Genomic DNA, 15,419 nt, shown 5'->3' on the forward strand with positions numbered 1-15,419 from the left:
CAACTCCCCGAAATCCGAGGTGTTGCAGCGATCGTTAGAAGGGGCACCACGTGGCATCCGCCCTTCGCGTCGTCGGGCCCGTCGCGCGAGTTCGCAGGGCGCGGTGGCTCATGGCCCCCGCTGGACGGGCATCGCCCGTGTCATCCTGCGAATCCGTCGGGAGGCGCCCGCCAACGCCCGCCCGAGCGCTTGGGGCCTGCCGGTTCCGGGCGGTCGCGCGGCCCGGCCGATCGCGCGTTCGACCGCGTGCCAGACTTGCCGGGTGCCCGCCAGTCGTCCGCTCGTCCACACGCTCGAAGGCCGCCACGTCGCGCTGACGCCGCTCGGCGAGGGCGACTTCCCCGAACTCCGCGCCGCGATCGGGCGACCCGAGGTGTTCGCCGGCGGGTTCAGCGGCGGCCCGTCCGGCCTGCCGGCCGACGACGCGGCGTTCGAGGCGTTCGCCCGCGCGTCGTACACGCCCGCCGCCGACGCGATCCCGTTCGCGGTGCGCCTCCGCGGCGGACCCGACGACGGCGCGCTCGTCGGTGCATCCAAGCTCGGCGACCTCGACCTCCCGAACGAGTCCGCCCACATCGGCTGGACCGGCTTCGACCCGCGGGTCTGGGGCACGGCCGTGAACCCCGAGGTGAAGCTGCTCATGCTCGGCCTCGCGTTCGACCACGGCTTCGGCCGGGTGAAGCTGCAGGCGGATGCCGTCAACGCGCGCTCGCGCTCGGCGATCGCGAAGCTCGGCGCGACGTTCGAGGGCATCCACCGTCGCGCGATGCGCCGGCCCGACGGCACCTGGCGCGACACCGCGGTCTACGCGATCGTCGTCGACGAGTGGCCCGCGGTGCGGGCCGGGCTCGAGGCGCGGCTCGCGGCCTGGGGCGACCGGCCGGTGACGCTGGGCGAGGTTCTCGGCGCAGAGGGAGGCGAGGCGTAGTCCCGCCGCTGCCCGAGTCGCCGACGCCGTGTCCCCAGAACGGGGGAAATGCTCCGCAATCGTCTTGCCGCGGTCCATCGCCGCGAGTAGGCAGTGCGTGTCAGGGGGGACTCTCTGGCATCGGACACGGGGGAGTGGGCGCTCGGGGGAACGCCCGCGGTGCGGATGCCGGTGGCATCGGCGCGCCCGTTCGAGGTCGAAAGGCACGAACATGCAACGAACCAGAACGACGATCGTCGCGGTCGCCGGACTCTCGGTCGCCGCCCTCATCGGCGGTGCGACTCCCGCGGTCGCGATCGGCGCGACCGCGTACATCAACCCCGTCGATCCGGCGGCGCTCGCGCAGACGCTCGTCGGCCCCGGGGTGGCGATCTCGAACGTGACCTACGTCGGCGATCCGGTCAGCGCCGGGTCGTTCAGCGGCGGCGCGGCATCGGTCGGCTTCGACGCCGGGGTGACGCTCGGCAGCGGCGACATCGCCGACACGGTCGGGCCGACGAACGACGCGCCGGGCACCGAGACCCTGGTCGGCACGGGCGGAGACGCCGATCTCACGGCGCTCGCCGGGTTCCCGACGTACGACGCCGCCGTCATGGAGTTCGACTTCACCGTGCCGGCCGGCGCGACCACGATCTACTTCCGGTACACGTTCGGCTCCGAGGAGTACAACGAGTTCGTGAACACGGAGTTCAACGACACGTTCGCCTTCTACGTGAACGGCGTGAACTGCGCGGTCGTGCCCGATCCTGCGATCCCCGGCGGCACGCTGCCGGTGACGGTGAACTCGGTCAACAACGGCAACCCGGGCGGCGATCCGACGCCGACGAACCCCGCGCTGTACCGCGACAACACCGCGACCCCGAACCCGTTCCCCACCGAACTCGACGGCCTCACGATCCCGCTCACGTGCATGGCCCCGGTCGACCCGAACATCACCAACCACATGAAGCTCGCGATCGCCGACGCCAGTGACCTGCGCCTCGACAGCGCGGTCTTCATCGAGGCGGGTTCGCTCTCGATCACCCCGCCGGCCGGCAGCGGCAAGGTCACGGGCGGCGGGCGCCTCGACCTCGCCGACGGCGCGGTGACGTTCGGCACCACGGTGATCCGCGACGAGCAGGGCCTGCGCGGCAACCTGCAGGTCAACGACCACCGCACGGGCGACAAGTTCCACGGCTCCGACGTGCTGGCGTTCTCGCAGAGCGGCAACGAGGCGACGTGGTCGGGTGACGGTCGCTTCAACGGCGAGGACGGCTACTCGTTCGAGGTGACGGTCGTCGACAACCGCAACGGCAACTCGGCCAAGAAGGGCGCACCCGACACGGTCTCGATCGTCATCACCGACGACACGGGGGCCGTCGTCTGGAGCCTCGACCCGGCGGTGCAGCTGCTGAAGGGGAACATCGTCGTCCACCAGTAGACGGGGGATGCCGGGCCCCGTCCGCCTCGCGCGGGCGGGGCCGCGGCATGCGTGCCCTTCGCGTCGCACGGGCGATGCGTTCGTGCAGGCGCTCAGCCCCGGTCGCGCTCCGGCAGGTGCAGCCGCGCGAGGAACGCGTCGGTGCCGCGCGGCATCCGTCGCCGGTCGGCCCTCGACACGAGCACGGTCACGAGGACCGCGATCGGCACCGTCCAGGCGGCCGGCTGCTCGATGAGCGGGCGGATGGCGGGCGCCGCCGCCGTGAGGAGGGCGCCGCCGAGGATCGCCGCCCCCGAGAGCGTCGCGCCGGTGGCCATGCCCGCGATGGCGCCGCGCGCGGTGAGCCCGCGCCACCAGATGCCGAGGATGAGCACCGGGCAGAGCGTCGACGCGGTGAACGCGAAGACGAGCCCGACGCTGCCCGCGAGCCCGGCCGGCTCGGTCGCGAACGCGACGACGAGCGGTACGGCCGTGGAGGCGAACGCCGCGATGCGGAAGCCGCGGACGCTGCCGCCGAGGAGGTCCTGCGAGATGACGCCCGCGACCGAGACGACGAGGCCCGACGAGGTCGACAGGAACGCGGCGAACGCGCCGCCGATCACGAGGGCGGTGAGCAGGTCGCCCCAGACGCCCGGCAGCAGCCGGTCGGGCAGCACGAGCACGAGCGCGTCGGCATCCCCGGGCGTCGCGAGGTCGGGGGCGAACGCCCGGCCGAGCAGCCCGAAGAGCGTCGGGAACGCGTAGAACACCGACAGCAGCACGAGCACGATGACGGTCGTACGTCGCGCGGCGGGCCCGTCGGGGTTGGTGTAGAACCGGACGAGCACGTGGGGGAGGCCGAGCGTGCCGAGGAGCAGCGCGACCATGAGCGACACGGTCCGGTACGCGTCGAGCGCTCCGGGGCCGTCGGACGCCGGGAACGCCTGGGCGGGCGCGAGCTCGGGCTCGACGGCGCCGGTCACGATGAGCAGCGCGATGACGGGCACCGCGATCGCCGCGAGCTTCAGCCAGAACTGGAACGCCTGGACGAACGTGATCGAGCGCATGCCGCCCGCTGCGACGACGATGGCGACGAGCGCCGCGACGGCGACCGAGCCGACCCAGCTCGGCAGGCCGGTCGTGATCCGCACGGTGAGCGCGGCGCCCTGCAGCTGCGGCACGATGTAGAGCCATCCGATGACGACGACGAGCACGCTCGTGACGCGCCGCACCGCGAGCGATTCGAGCCGCGCCTCGGTGAAGTCGGGGATCGTGTAGGCGCCCGAGCGTCGCAGCGGCGCGGCGACGAAGAGCAGCAGCATGAGGTACCCGGCGGTGTAGCCGATCGGGAACCACATGCCGCCCGAGCCGGTGAGCAGGATCAGGCCCGCGATGCCGAGGAACGACGCCGCGGAGAGGTACTCGCCGCCGATGGCGGACGCGTTCCACCACGGCCGCACCGTGCGGCTCGCGACGTAGAAGTCGCTCGTCGTGCGCGAGATGCGCAGCCCGTAGAACCCGATGAGCACCGAGACGAGCGCGACCGCGACGATCGCCGCATAGCCGATCGCGGGGCTCACGCGTCCTCCGCGAGCGAGCGGTATCGGGCCTCGTTGCGCGACGCCGCGCGCACGTAGAGGGCGGCGACGGTGACGGCGAGCGGGTACACGCCGAAGCCGAGGAGCAGCCACGAGACGGGCACGCCCGCGACGAGCACGTCGTCGAGCGCCGGCGCGAACACCACGACGCCGACGAAGACGACGGTCGCGACCACGAACCCGCTCGCGCAGATCAGCGCGAGGCGCAGCTGCGACCGGATCAGCGAGCGCACGTAGACCGACTGGATGTCGGTCGGTCCCGTGTCGGTCCCGGGCCCGCGCAGGCGCGCGACCGGGCGGCGATCGGATGTCGCGGCGGGGCCGTTCCGCGGCGCGGTGATGCGGACGCGGGGAGGTGGGGGCGAGGGCGCGGGGTCGTCGGCGGAGGGGGGTCTCGATACGGGCGCTTCGCGTCCTACTCGACCACCGGGGGGTAGCGGCGCGGGGTCGCGCGGGTCGTCGCTCACGGCCGCGCCCGCGGCGTTGCCGCCTCGAGCCGCTCGCGGAGGCCGGGCAGCAGCCGGCGGCTCACCGGCAGCTCGGCCTGCCCGACCACGATCGTCGGGCGGTCGCCGCCCAGCCGGACCCGCGTGACGTGGGGGAGCGCGACGAGGTACGACCGGTGCACGCGCACGAAGCCGGCCTCCGCCCACTGGCGCTCGAGGTCGGACATCGGCACGCGCACGAGGTAGCTCGCCTCGTCGGTGTGCAGGCGTGCGTAGTCGCCCTGCGCCTGCACGTAGCGCACGTCGTCGCGGCGGATCATGCGGGTCGTGCCGCCGAGCGTGACGGCGATCATCTCGGGGCGCGCGGCCGCGGCATCCGTCGCCGGCCCCTGGCCCATCGACTCGACGACGCGCGTGACCGACCGGTGCAGCCGCTCGGTGCGCACGGGCTTCAGCAGGTAGTCGACCGCGGCGAGGTCGAACGCCTCGAGCGCGCCCTCCTCGTCGGCCGTCACGAAGACGAACGCCGGCTTGTGCTCGAAGCGCTGCAGCGCGCGGGCGAGGTCGAAGCCCGACAGGCCGGGCATGTGGATGTCGAGGAAGGCGGCGTCGACGGGCTCGCGCGTGAGGATCCTGATCGCCTCGGCGCCCGACGTCGCGCGGTGGATCGTGCCGATCCGCGGGTCCTGGCCGAGGAGGAACGCGAGCTCGTCCACCGCGGGCTGCTCGTCGTCGGCGATGAGGACCGAGATCACGGCACCAGTCTCCCATCCGGCTCGGCGGGCCGGCCCGCGCGGGCGTCGACGGATGCCGCGGAGCGGCCGGGCTGCGACTTCGGCACGCTCATCCGCACGAGCGTGCCGGCACCGACGTTCGTCTCCACGACGAGCCCATGCTCGTCGCCGTACACCTGACGGAGCCGCGCGTCGACGTTGCGGAGGCCCACGTGCTCGCCCGGCGTGCCCCCGGCGAGCACCTGCGCGGCGACCTCCGGGTCGATGCCGACGCCGTCGTCCTCGACCGTGATCTCGGCGAACGCGCCGCGGTCCTCCGCGATGATCGTGATGCGCCCGCCGCCCTCCTTCGCCTCGAGGCCGTGCCGCACGGCGTTCTCGACGAGGGGCTGGATCGACAGGAACGGGATGACGGTCGAGAGCACCTCGGGCGCGACCTGCAGCGTCACCCGCAGGCGGTCGCCGAAGCGCGCCCGCTCGAGCTTCAGGTAGGAGTCGATCGAGCGGAGCTCCTCGGCGACGGTCGTGAAGTCGCCGTGGCGGCGGAACGAGTAGCGCGTGAAGTCGGCGAACTCGAGCACGAGCTCGCGCGCCTTCGCGGGGTCGGTGTTGATGAACGACGCGATCGCGTTCAGCGAGTTGTAGATGAAGTGCGGGCTGATCTGCGCGCGCAGCGCGCGCACCTCGAGCTCGGCGAGCGCCGCCCGCGAGGCGTCGAGCTCGCCGAGCTCGACCTGCGCGGCGACCCACTCGGCGACCTCGCCCGTCGCCCGTACGAGCCCGGCGCGCACACGGCCGGCGAAGGCGACGACGGCACCGACCGCGACGCCGTCGGCGAGGATCGGCGCGGCCGCGGCATCCGTCTCGCCCGACGGGGTCGGCACGCGTCGCTCGACCTGCGGCCGGCCCGTCTCGACCGCCTCGTCGGCGAGCCGCTCCGCGGCGGAGACGAGCGTCTCGTCGCCGTCGACCGCGACCGGCCCGCCCGTCATCACGAGCGCGACCGTGTCGGCGCCGAGCATCGACCGGAGGTGCCGCGCTGCGCGCACGGCATCCGCCTCGGTCATGTCGCCGCGCAGGTGCTTCGCGGCCCGCGAGGCCAGGTGGAGGGTCTCGTAGGTGGCCCGTTCGGCGTCGGTGCCGAGCTCCTTCGACTGCACCGCGAGCCGCCGGAGCAGCACCACGACGCCCACGGCGAGCGCGCCCGCGACGACGCCGGCAGCGGCGGCGAGCAGCATCGACTCGGGCATGCGTCCGACTGTAGCCGTCGTTCGTCGTCGCCTCGCGCCGTTCGTCGCACGGTCGGCGCCGTTCACCGACGACGAGCGGTCGGGCCCCCCGGCGCGGCATCCGCAGGTTCAGCATGGACGCATCGCGACCGCAGCGGCGCGGGGCCAGCCCCGGCCGCACCCCCCTCGAAGGAGAGACGCCATGGGCAACGAGGCCCTGAGAGCGGATGTCGACCTGAGCCACGTCGACTACCCCGCCGTGCAGCAATCACCGGAGTTCCAGGAGCTCCGCAGGACCCACCGCAGTTTCGTGTTCCCCGTCCTCACGGCGTGCCTCGTCTGGTACTTCGCCTACGTGCTGCTCGCCGTCTACGCGGTCGACTTCATGTCGACCCGGGTGTTCGGCAGCGTGAACGTGGCGATGCTCCTCGGGCTCGCACAGGTGGTCACCACCTTCGCCGTGACGATGTGGTACGTCCACTACGCCAACAAGCAGCTCGACCCGCGCTCGGAGAAGATCCGCACCGAGATCGAGTCCGGCGACTTCGAGACCGAGGGGGCGGTGCGCTGATGTTCGCGTTCGAAGCGGCGACGAGCTCGCCCGGCAACCCCTGGCTCAACATCGCCATCTTCGGCGCGTTCGTCGCGGTGACGATGGTCATCGTGTTCCGCGCCAGCCGGAACAACAAGACCGCGGCCGACTACTACGCGGCCGGGCGCTCGTTCACGGGCGGCCAGAACGGCTCGGCCATCGCGGGCGACTACCTCTCGGCGGCGTCGTTCCTCGGCATCGTCGGCGCGATCGCCCTGAACGGCTACGACGGGTTCCTGTACTCGATCGGCTTCCTCGTGGCCTGGCTCGTGGCGCTCCTGCTCGTCGCGGAGCTCCTCCGGAACACGGGCAAGTTCACGATGGCCGACGTGCTCTCGTTCCGCCTCAAGCAGCGGCCCGTCCGCATCGCGGCGGCGACGACGACCCTCGTGGTGTGCTTCTTCTACCTGCTCGCGCAGATGGCCGGGGCCGGCGGCCTCGTGTCGCTGCTGCTCGGCGTCGGCGACCAGGTCGGCCAGGCGGTCGTCATCACCGTGGTCGGCGCGCTCATGATCCTCTACGTGCTCGTCGGCGGCATGAAGGGCACCACCTGGGTGCAGATCATCAAGGCCGTGCTGCTCATCGCGGGCGCCGGCGTGATGACGATCTGGGTGCTCGCGCTCAACGGCTTCGACTTCTCGGCGCTGCTCGACAAGGCCGTCGCCGTGGCCGAGAACCCGGCGATCCTCGACCCGGGCCTGAAGTACGGCGTCTCCGAGGTCAGCAAGATCGACTTCGTCTCGCTCGGCCTCGCGCTCGTGCTCGGCACCGCGGCCCTCCCGCACGTGCTCATGCGCTTCTACACGGTCCCGACCGCGAAGGAGGCCCGCAAGTCGGTCGTCTGGGCGATCTGGCTGATCGGCATCTTCTACGTGTTCACGCTGGTGCTCGGCTACGGTGCGGCGGCCCTCGTCGGTCCCGCGGTCATCGCGGCCGCGCCCGGCGGCCCGAACTCGGCGGCGCCGCTGCTGGCGTTCTCGCTCGGCGGCCCGGTGCTGCTCGGCCTGATCTCGGCGATCGCGTTCGCCACGATCCTCGCGGTCGTGGCCGGCCTCACGATCACCGCGGCGGCGTCGTTCGCGCACGACATCTACGCGTCGGTCGTGAAGAAGGGCAAGCCCGAGCCGGGCGCCGAGGTCAAGGTGGCGCGGCGTACCGTCGTCATCATCGGCGTCGTCGCGATCATCGGCGGCATCGGGGCGAACGGTCAGAACGTCGCGTTCCTCGTGGCGCTCGCGTTCGCGGTGGCCGCGTCCGCGAACCTGCCGACGATCGTCTACTCGCTGTTCTGGAAGGGCTTCACGACCAAGGGCGCCCTCTGGAGCATGTACGGCGGCCTGATCTCGGCGATCGTGCTCATCATCTTCTCGCCGGTGGTCTCGGGCTCCGAGACGTCGATGCTGAAGACCGAGGCGATCGACTTCGCGATCTTCCCGCTGTCGAACCCGGGCATCGTCTCGATCCCGCTCGCCTTCCTCCTCGGATGGATCGTGAGCAAGCTCGACAAGACGGTCGAGAGCCCCGAGAAGCAGGCCGAGATGGAGGTCCGCTCGCTCACCGGCCTCGGCGCCGAGAAGGCGGTGAGCCACTAGAGACTCCGGCGGCCGCTCCGGGATGGGGTAGCGGGCGGCCGCCGGACACGACTGCGACGGGGTGGGACCGCCTGCCCACGACCTCGTCGCCGGCACGACGGGGGCGGATGCCTCGGGCCCAGGGCCCGGCATCCGCCCCCGTTGCGCTGCGCGCAGGAACGCCACGGTCGAGATGGTCTCTCCGCCAGAGGAGGGAGAAAGGTATTCCGGGGATACCTTTCTCCCTCATCCGAGGGTGAGGGCATGGCCGAGCTCGGCCCCGGGCCGCGGGTGACCGCGCCGAGCAGCGGTGGTGGTGAGACGCCCATGGGCGGATGCCGCGGCGCTCGGCACGTGGCATCCGGGCCGGAGGCCGATGACGCACGAAGCGCTCGGTCTCCACGGTTCCCCCGACTACCGTGACGCGCGCCGGAGCCGCGCGATCCCCACGCCGAGGAGGACGAGGCCGACGATCGCGACGATCGGCCCGACGACCGCCCAGATGGCGACCCCGCTCATCACGGAGCCGGGAAGCGCGCCGAGCCCCTGCAGGGTTCACACCGCACCGATCAGGATGAGCAGGGCGCCGAGGATGATCATGAGCCGGTTCATCGCGAGTCCCCTTCCCGGTCTCGATACGGGCGCGGGCGCCCTGCTCGACCACCGATGACTACATGTTGATCATGTGCCCCGTCAGCCCGTGGAACGCCTCCTGCAGCGCCTCCGACAGCGTCGGGTGGGTGTGCACGTTGCGGGCGAGCTCGAGTGCGCCGAGGTCCCACTTCTGCGCGAGGGTGAGCTCGGGGAGGAGCTCCGAGGCGTCGGGGCCGATGAGGTGGCCGCCGAGGAGTTCGTAGTGGGTCTTGTCGGCGACGAGCTTCACGAAGCCGACGGGGTCGCCGAGGCCGTTCGCCTTGCCGTTCGCGGTGAACGGGAACTTCGCGACGACCACGTCGTGGCCCTCGTCGCGCGCCTGCTGCTCGGTGAGCCCGAACGACGCGACCTGCGGCGAGCAGAACGTCGCGCGCGGCATCATCCGGTAGTCGCCGAGCTCCATGGTCTCGGCGTCGGCGATGGTCTCGGCCGCGACGACGCCCTGCGCCTCGGCGACGTGCGCGAGCATGAGCTTCGCGGTCGCGTCGCCGATCGCGTAGATGTGGGGCACGTTCGTACGCATGCGCTCGTCGATCGCGATGGCGCCGCGCTCGGTGAGCTGCACGCCCGCGGCGTCGAGGCCGAAGCCCTCGACGTTCGGCGCGAAGCCGACCGCCATGAGCACCTTGTCGACGACGAGCGAGCCGGGCTGGCCGTCGGCGCCCGTGTAGGTCACGGTGACCTGGCTGCCCTGGTCGGTGACGGTCTGGACCTTCGTGGAGGTGAGGATCGGGATGCCGAGGTTGCGGTACTGGCGGGTGATCTCCTTCGAGACCTCCGCGTCCTCGTTCGGCAGCGCGCGGTCGAGGAACTCGACGACCGTGACCTCGACGCCGTAGTTGCGCAGCACGTACGCGAACTCCATGCCGATGGCGCCCGCGCCGACGATGGCGATCGAGCGCGGCAGGTCGCGCGTGAGGATCTGCGTCTCGTACGTGACGACGTTGTCCGAGAGCTCGACCCCGGGGAGCAGGCGGACCTTCGATCCCGTGGCGATGATCGCGTGGTCGAAGGTCAGCGACTCGACCGTGCCGTCGCCCTTCGCGACGTCGATCGCGTTCGGGCCCGTGAACGAGCCGCGGCCGTCGAACTCGGTGATGCCGTTCTTCTTCATGAGGAAGTGCACGCCCTTGACGTGCTTCTCCGACACCTGGCGGCTGCGGTCGTATGCCGCGCCGAAGTCGAACTGCACATCGCCCGAGATGCCGAAGGTCGAGGCCTGCGCGTGGAAGATGTGGGCGAGTTCGGCGTTGCGCAGCAGCGCCTTCGAGGGGATGCAGCCGACGTTGAGGCAGACCCCGCCCCAGTACTTCTCCTCGATGACGGCGACCTTCCGGCCGAGCTGGGCGGCGCGGATGGCGGCCACGTAGCCGCCCGGACCCGCGCCCAGGACGATGACGTCGAAATGGCTGGTCATGGCGCCAAGCCTAGGCGGGGCGAGCGGGATCGGCACGGATCGGATGCGTGGGCGGACGTGCCCGATGGTGCGCGGGCCGGGCACCTGCCTGCCAACCTTCGGCGGGTTCCGGACATCGCATCCGGCAGCCCTCGTGGACGTGCGCCGCCGGTCGTACCGTGAACGGGTGAGCACGAGCACCACCACCGGCACCGCCTCCCGCACCCCGTCCACCACCGGCCGCGCACCGCGCGCGGGCGGCATCCGCACCTGGGCCCAGTTCCTCGCGGCCGGCCTCGTGTGGGGCGCGAGCTTCCTCTTCATGGCGGTCGCGCTCACCGGCATCTCGTTCACGCAGGTCGCGTGGACGCGCACGGTGCTCGGCGGCCTCACGCTCGGCCTCGTCGTGCTGGTCGCCCGGCCGCGCGTAGCGGGCGGGCCGGTGCTCCCGCGGCAGCCGGTGGTGTGGCTGCACTTCCTCGTGATCGGCGTGCTCGGCTGCGTCATCCCGTTCCTGCTCTTCTCGTGGGCGCAGCAGAGCGTGACCTCGAGCCTCGCGTCGATCCTCAACGCGACCACGCCGATCATGACGGCGATCATCGCGACGCTCGCGTTCCGCGTCGAGAAGCTCGACGCGTCGCGCTGGCTCGGCGTCCTCGTGGGCATCGCGGGCGTCGTCGTCATCATCGCGCCGTGGCGCACCGAGCTCGCGGGCAGCCTCGCGGGCCAGCTCGCATGCCTCGGTGCGACGGCCTGCTACGGCGTCATGTTCGGCTACACGCGCAAGTTCCTGAGCGGCCGGCCGATCGCGCAGACGACGTTCGCGTTCCTGCAGGTGGGCATGGGCGCCGCGGTGATGCTGCTCCTCACGCCGCTGCTCGCGGTCGGACCGGTGCGCCTCGACGCCGCGATCGTCGTGTGCCTCGCCATCCTCGGCATCCTGGGCACGGGGCTCGCCTACGTCTGGAACATCGGCGTCATCCGCGACTGGGGCCCGACGAACGCCTCGACCGTCACCTACGTCACGCCCGTCGTGGGCGTCGTGCTCGGCGTGCTGGTGCTCAGCGAGCCGCTGTCGTGGAACGAGCCCGTCGGCGCGCTCGTCGTCATGCTCGGCATCCTGCTGGCGCAGGGTCGGGTGCGGATGCCGCTCGCGCGACGTTCGGCGACGGCCGCCTGACGCGCGGCTCGCGTGCGGTCCCGTGGCGCGGGCCGCCGCGCCGGCGGGCCGCCGGCCCCTGTCCAGTCGGCGCCCGATGTGATGGGGTGAGCAGGTGACGAGCGCCTCGCAGCCCGCCCCCGATCCCGCCGTCGACGCGACCTCCTCCGCGGCGGACCTCGCCGCGGCCTTCCGCACGGTCGCGACGACGCCCGTCGCGATCGCCGAGGACGCGCTCGCGCGCATCGCGCGGCTCGAGCCGGTCGTGAACGCGTTCTCCGACCACGATCCCGACCAGGTGAGGGCGGATGCCGCGGCGAGCGCCGATCGCTTCCGGCGCGGGGCACCGCTCGGCGAGCTCGACGGCGTGCCGGTCACGGTCAAGGAGAACATGCTGCGCGCGGGCGTCCCGGCGCGGTCGGGCTCCGCGGCATCCGCCCCGGTCGTGCCCGAGGCCGACTCGCCGATCGTCGCCCGGCTCCGCGAGGCCGGTGCCGTCATCCTCGGCTCGACGACGATGCCCGACTGGGGCATGCTCTCGTCGGGCGTGTCGAGCCTGCACGGCATCACGCGGAGCCCGCTCGACCCGGCCCTCACGGTCGGCGGGTCGAGCGCGGGCGCGGGCGCCGCGGCCGCCGCGGGCCTCGGGCCGATCCACCTGGGCACCGACATCGGCGGGTCGGTTCGATTCCCCGCGGCGTGGCTCGGCCTCGTCGGCCTGAAGCCGAGTGCGGGACGCGTGCCGATCGACCCGCCGTACCTGGGGCGCGCCGCCGGGCCGATCGGGCGCCGGGTCGCCGACCTCGCCGCGGCGATGGCCGTCGTCACGCGACCCGACGTGCGCGACCACACGTCGCTGCCGTACGAGGAGCTCGACTGGACCGATCCCGGGCTCGAGGTGCGCGGACTCCGGATCGCCGTGCACGCCGACGCCGGGGCCGGACTGCCCGTCGACCCCGAGGTCGCCGCGGCGGTGCGGTCCGCGGCCGAGCGGTTCGCCGCGGCCGGCGCCGACGTCGTCGAGCTCGCGCCGTTCCTCGACGACGGACTCCTCGGGCAGGTCGACCTGTTCTGGCGCGTGCGGTTCCGGCGCACGTTCGACGAGCTCCCGCCGGAGGCGCGCGATCGGGTGCTGCCGTACATCGCACGGTGGGTCGCTCCCGGCGCCGGCGTGTCGGGGACCGACGTGCTCGCGGCCTACGACGACATCGGGGAGCTCCGGCACCGCACCGTCCTCGCCACGGCGCCCTTCGACGCGGTGCTCTCGCCCGTCGCGCCCATGGCCGCGTTCCCGGCCGAACGGCCGATGCCGTGGGGCGAGGAGGACCTCGGGATGGCGCACATCGCGTTCACGCTCCCCTACAACATGTCGGGCCAGCCCGCCGTCAGCATCAACGCCGGCCGGACGGCCGACGGGCGCGCGATCGCCCTGCAGGTCGTGGGCCCGCGCTTCGCGGACGTGCGGGTGCTCGCGCTCGCCGCGTGGTGGGAGCGCGAGCGGCCGGCGGATGCCGCGGTGCCTCCGGCACCCGTGGGGTCTTGACATCCGCGCCAGAACATGGTTGGTTAATTACTGAAGTAACTAACCAATGAACCGAAGCGAGGCGCCGTGGACGAATCCCGGCCGATCTTCCTGCAGGTCGCGGAGCAGATCGAGAACGACATCGTCGACGGCCACGTCGCCGAGGATGCCGCGATCCCGTCGATCAACGAGCTCGCCGCGTTCCACCGCATCAACCCCGCGACCGCGCTGAAGGGCGTGAACCGGCTCGTTGAACAGGGGCTCGTGGCCAAGCGCCGCGGCGTCGGCATGTTCGTCGTCCCGGGGGCCCGCGAACGGCTCATCGAACGTCGCCGCGCCGAGTTCGCGGCCGAGTACCTCCGACCGCTCATCGTCGAAGCCGCGAAGCTCGGCATCGGCGTCGACGAGCTCGCGGGCATGGTCCGCGAGGAAAGGATCCTGACATGACCACCACCGTCGTCCGTGCGCACGGGCTCACCAAGCGCTACGGATCGTTCACCGCGATCGACGGCATCGACCTCTCGATCGACGAGGGCCGCATCTACGGCCTGCTCGGCCGGAACGGCGCCGGCAAGACGACCGTGATGCAACTGCTCACCGGGCAGATCTTCCCGAACGGCGGCGAGCTCGAGGTGTTCGGCCGCCAGCCGGCCGAGCACGCCGACGTCCTCCGTCGCATGTGCTTCATCGCGGAGGCCCAGCGCTACCCCGAGGACTTCACGCCGGCGCACGTCTTCCGTTCCGCGCCGTGGTTCTTCGAGCACTGGGATGCGGAGTTCGCCGAGCGGCTGGTCGCCGACTTCCGGCTGCCGCTGAAGCGCCGCATCAAGAAGCTCAGCCGCGGCCAGCTCTCGGCCGTCGGCGTGATCGTGGGCCTCGCGTCCCGCGCGCCGCTGACGTTCTTCGACGAGCCGTACCTCGGCCTCGACGCCGTCGCGCGCCACATCTTCTACGACCGGCTGCTCGAGGACTACGCGGCGCACCCGCGCACGGTGGTCCTCTCCACGCACCTGATCGACGAGGTCGCGAACCTCCTCGAGCACGTGATCCTCATCGACCAGGGGCGGATCCTGCTCGATCGCGACGCCGACGAGGTCCGCGGCAGCGCGACGACGGTGGCGGGCGCGCGCGCCACGGTCGATCAGTTCGTCGCCGACCGACCCGTGATCGGCCGTGAGGCCATCGGCGGCCTGGCATCCGTCACGATCGACGGACGCCTCGACCACGACGAGCGCGTCCGCGCGGCCGAACTCGGCCTCGAGCTCGCGCCCGTCTCGCTCCAGCAGCTCATCGTCCACCTGACCGGCGCCGAACTCGCCGAGTCGACCGAGAGGGAGGTCGCGGCATGACCGCCGTCACCACCGAGTCCGTGCGCGTCGCCGAGTCGTCGCGTCGAGCCCGGCCGCACGAGATCCTGCGCATCGTGCGCCTGCACACCGTCAACCCGGCCATCTTCTTCGGGGTGCCGTGGCTGATCCTCGCCGGCGCGTGGGCGGTCACGATGGTCATCGCGCTCATCATCCAGGCCGCGGCCGGACCGCTCGACCAGGCGGAGACGGGCTTCGAGTACAGCTGGGCCGTGCTCTCGCCGCAGTGGTACCTCATCGTCGTCGGCGTGCAGGCCGTGTCGTACACGTTCCCGTTCGCCCTCGGCTTCGGCGCCACGCGGCGCGACTACTGGCTCGGGACCGGGCTCATGTTCGTCATCGTCTCGGTGGTGAACGCCGCGGCGATCGCGACCCTCCTGCTCGTCGAACGGGCGACGAACGGTTGGGGGATCGGTGCCGGGATGTTCGACGCGCTCTGGTACGTGGGAGCCGACTGGGGCACCGCCTTCTACACGACGTTCGCGCTGCAGCTCCTCGTGCTGTTCATCGGGGCGGGCATCACGACGGTGTACATGCGCTGGCGCATGAGGGGCATGATGACCGTGCTGTTCGGCGGCGTCGCCCTGATCCTCGCGATCATCGCGTTCCTCACGTTCACCGAGACGTGGGAGCCGCTCGGCACCTGGCTCGCATCGATCGGGGTCGTCGGGGTGTTCACGCTCGTGCTCGCGAAGGCCCTGCTGTGGGCGGTCGCCGGCCTGCTGGTGATCCGGCGGGCCACGCCGCGATAGGGGGTCGCGGCGTCCGAGGGGCGCGGCGAGGGCGCGGCATCCGAATCGGATGTCGCGCCCTTCGTCATCGCA

At 72.1% G+C, this 15,419-nt stretch carries 14 protein-coding genes; 9 read left to right on the top strand and 5 right to left on the bottom strand.

Annotated elements, in window-relative coordinates:
* Positions 1-262 precede the first annotated feature (262 nt).
* Positions 263-928 (top strand): GNAT family N-acetyltransferase, encoded by a 666-nt coding sequence (locus tag GLX25_RS10490; protein ID WP_166548708.1) that lies wholly within the window; start codon positions 263-265, stop codon positions 926-928.
* A gap of 211 nt (positions 929-1,139) precedes the next feature.
* On the top strand, positions 1,140-2,348 hold the full coding sequence (locus GLX25_RS10495) for a choice-of-anchor L domain-containing protein (protein WP_155842449.1): 1,209 nt from the start codon (positions 1,140-1,142) through the stop codon (positions 2,346-2,348).
* Positions 2,349-2,440: 92 nt separating this feature from the next.
* On the opposite strand, the gene GLX25_RS10500 is transcribed toward GLX25_RS10495, so the two are convergent.
* The 4 genes from GLX25_RS10500 to GLX25_RS10510 all read right to left on the bottom strand — a co-directional run bounded on the left by GLX25_RS10500 (position 2,441) and on the right by GLX25_RS10510 (position 6,355).
* Positions 2,441-3,907, bottom strand: coding sequence for a sodium/solute symporter (locus tag GLX25_RS10500; RefSeq protein ID WP_166548709.1), 1,467 nt, complete (start codon positions 3,905-3,907; stop codon positions 2,441-2,443).
* A complete protein-coding gene (locus tag GLX25_RS18390; protein WP_240898307.1) occupies positions 3,904-4,158 on the bottom strand; it encodes a DUF485 domain-containing protein in 255 nt (84 codons plus the stop codon). The genes GLX25_RS10500 and GLX25_RS18390 overlap by 4 nt, the downstream gene beginning before the upstream one ends.
* A 230-nt stretch (positions 4,159-4,388) precedes the next feature.
* Positions 4,389-5,126, bottom strand: a complete 738-nt coding sequence (locus tag GLX25_RS10505; RefSeq protein ID WP_166548710.1) for a LytR/AlgR family response regulator transcription factor — start codon at positions 5,124-5,126, stop codon at positions 4,389-4,391.
* Entirely contained in the window at positions 5,123-6,355 is a 1,233-nt protein-coding gene (locus tag GLX25_RS10510) for a sensor histidine kinase (protein ID WP_155842451.1), read from the bottom strand. Before GLX25_RS10510 ends, GLX25_RS10505 begins: the two co-directional genes overlap by 4 nt.
* A gap of 181 nt (positions 6,356-6,536) precedes the next feature.
* Here GLX25_RS10510 and GLX25_RS10515 point away from each other — a divergent pair, with 181 nt between their 5' ends.
* Together GLX25_RS10515 and GLX25_RS10520 are read left to right on the top strand one after the other, a co-directional pair.
* Positions 6,537-6,905 (top strand): DUF485 domain-containing protein, encoded by a 369-nt coding sequence (locus GLX25_RS10515; protein WP_155842452.1) that lies wholly within the window; start codon positions 6,537-6,539, stop codon positions 6,903-6,905.
* Complete coding sequence (locus GLX25_RS10520; protein WP_155842453.1) at positions 6,905-8,518, top strand: solute symporter family protein; 1,614 nt, start codon at positions 6,905-6,907, stop codon at positions 8,516-8,518. The genes GLX25_RS10515 and GLX25_RS10520 overlap by 1 nt, the downstream gene beginning before the upstream one ends.
* A gap of 649 nt (positions 8,519-9,167) precedes the next feature.
* On the opposite strand, the gene lpdA is transcribed toward GLX25_RS10520, so the two are convergent.
* Complete coding sequence (lpdA, locus tag GLX25_RS10530; protein WP_155842454.1) at positions 9,168-10,568, bottom strand: dihydrolipoyl dehydrogenase; 1,401 nt, start codon at positions 10,566-10,568, stop codon at positions 9,168-9,170.
* Between the two features lie 166 nt (positions 10,569-10,734).
* Here lpdA and GLX25_RS10535 point away from each other — a divergent pair, with 166 nt between their 5' ends.
* From GLX25_RS10535 to GLX25_RS10555, 5 genes are all read left to right on the top strand, one after another.
* Entirely contained in the window at positions 10,735-11,727 is a 993-nt protein-coding gene (locus GLX25_RS10535) for a DMT family transporter (RefSeq protein ID WP_309299157.1), read from the top strand.
* A 94-nt stretch (positions 11,728-11,821) separates the two neighbouring features.
* Positions 11,822-13,249: an amidase gene (locus tag GLX25_RS10540; protein WP_166548711.1), complete on the top strand. Its 1,428-nt coding sequence runs from the start codon at positions 11,822-11,824 to the stop codon at positions 13,247-13,249.
* Between the two features lie 66 nt (positions 13,250-13,315).
* The gene (locus GLX25_RS10545) at positions 13,316-13,675 is read left to right on the top strand and encodes a GntR family transcriptional regulator (protein WP_166548712.1); all 360 of its coding nucleotides are present in this window, start codon (positions 13,316-13,318) and stop codon (positions 13,673-13,675) included.
* Positions 13,672-14,577: an ABC transporter ATP-binding protein gene (locus tag GLX25_RS10550; protein WP_155842456.1), complete on the top strand. Its 906-nt coding sequence runs from the start codon at positions 13,672-13,674 to the stop codon at positions 14,575-14,577. The genes GLX25_RS10545 and GLX25_RS10550 overlap by 4 nt, the downstream gene beginning before the upstream one ends.
* A complete protein-coding gene (locus GLX25_RS10555) occupies positions 14,574-15,347 on the top strand; it encodes a hypothetical protein (RefSeq protein ID WP_155842457.1) in 774 nt (257 codons plus the stop codon). Before GLX25_RS10550 ends, GLX25_RS10555 begins: the two co-directional genes overlap by 4 nt.
* The last annotated feature ends 72 nt before the right edge of the window (positions 15,348-15,419 follow it).

The organism is Agromyces luteolus (genome assembly GCF_009729855.1).
GTDB lineage: Bacteria > Actinomycetota > Actinomycetes > Actinomycetales > Microbacteriaceae > Agromyces > Agromyces luteolus.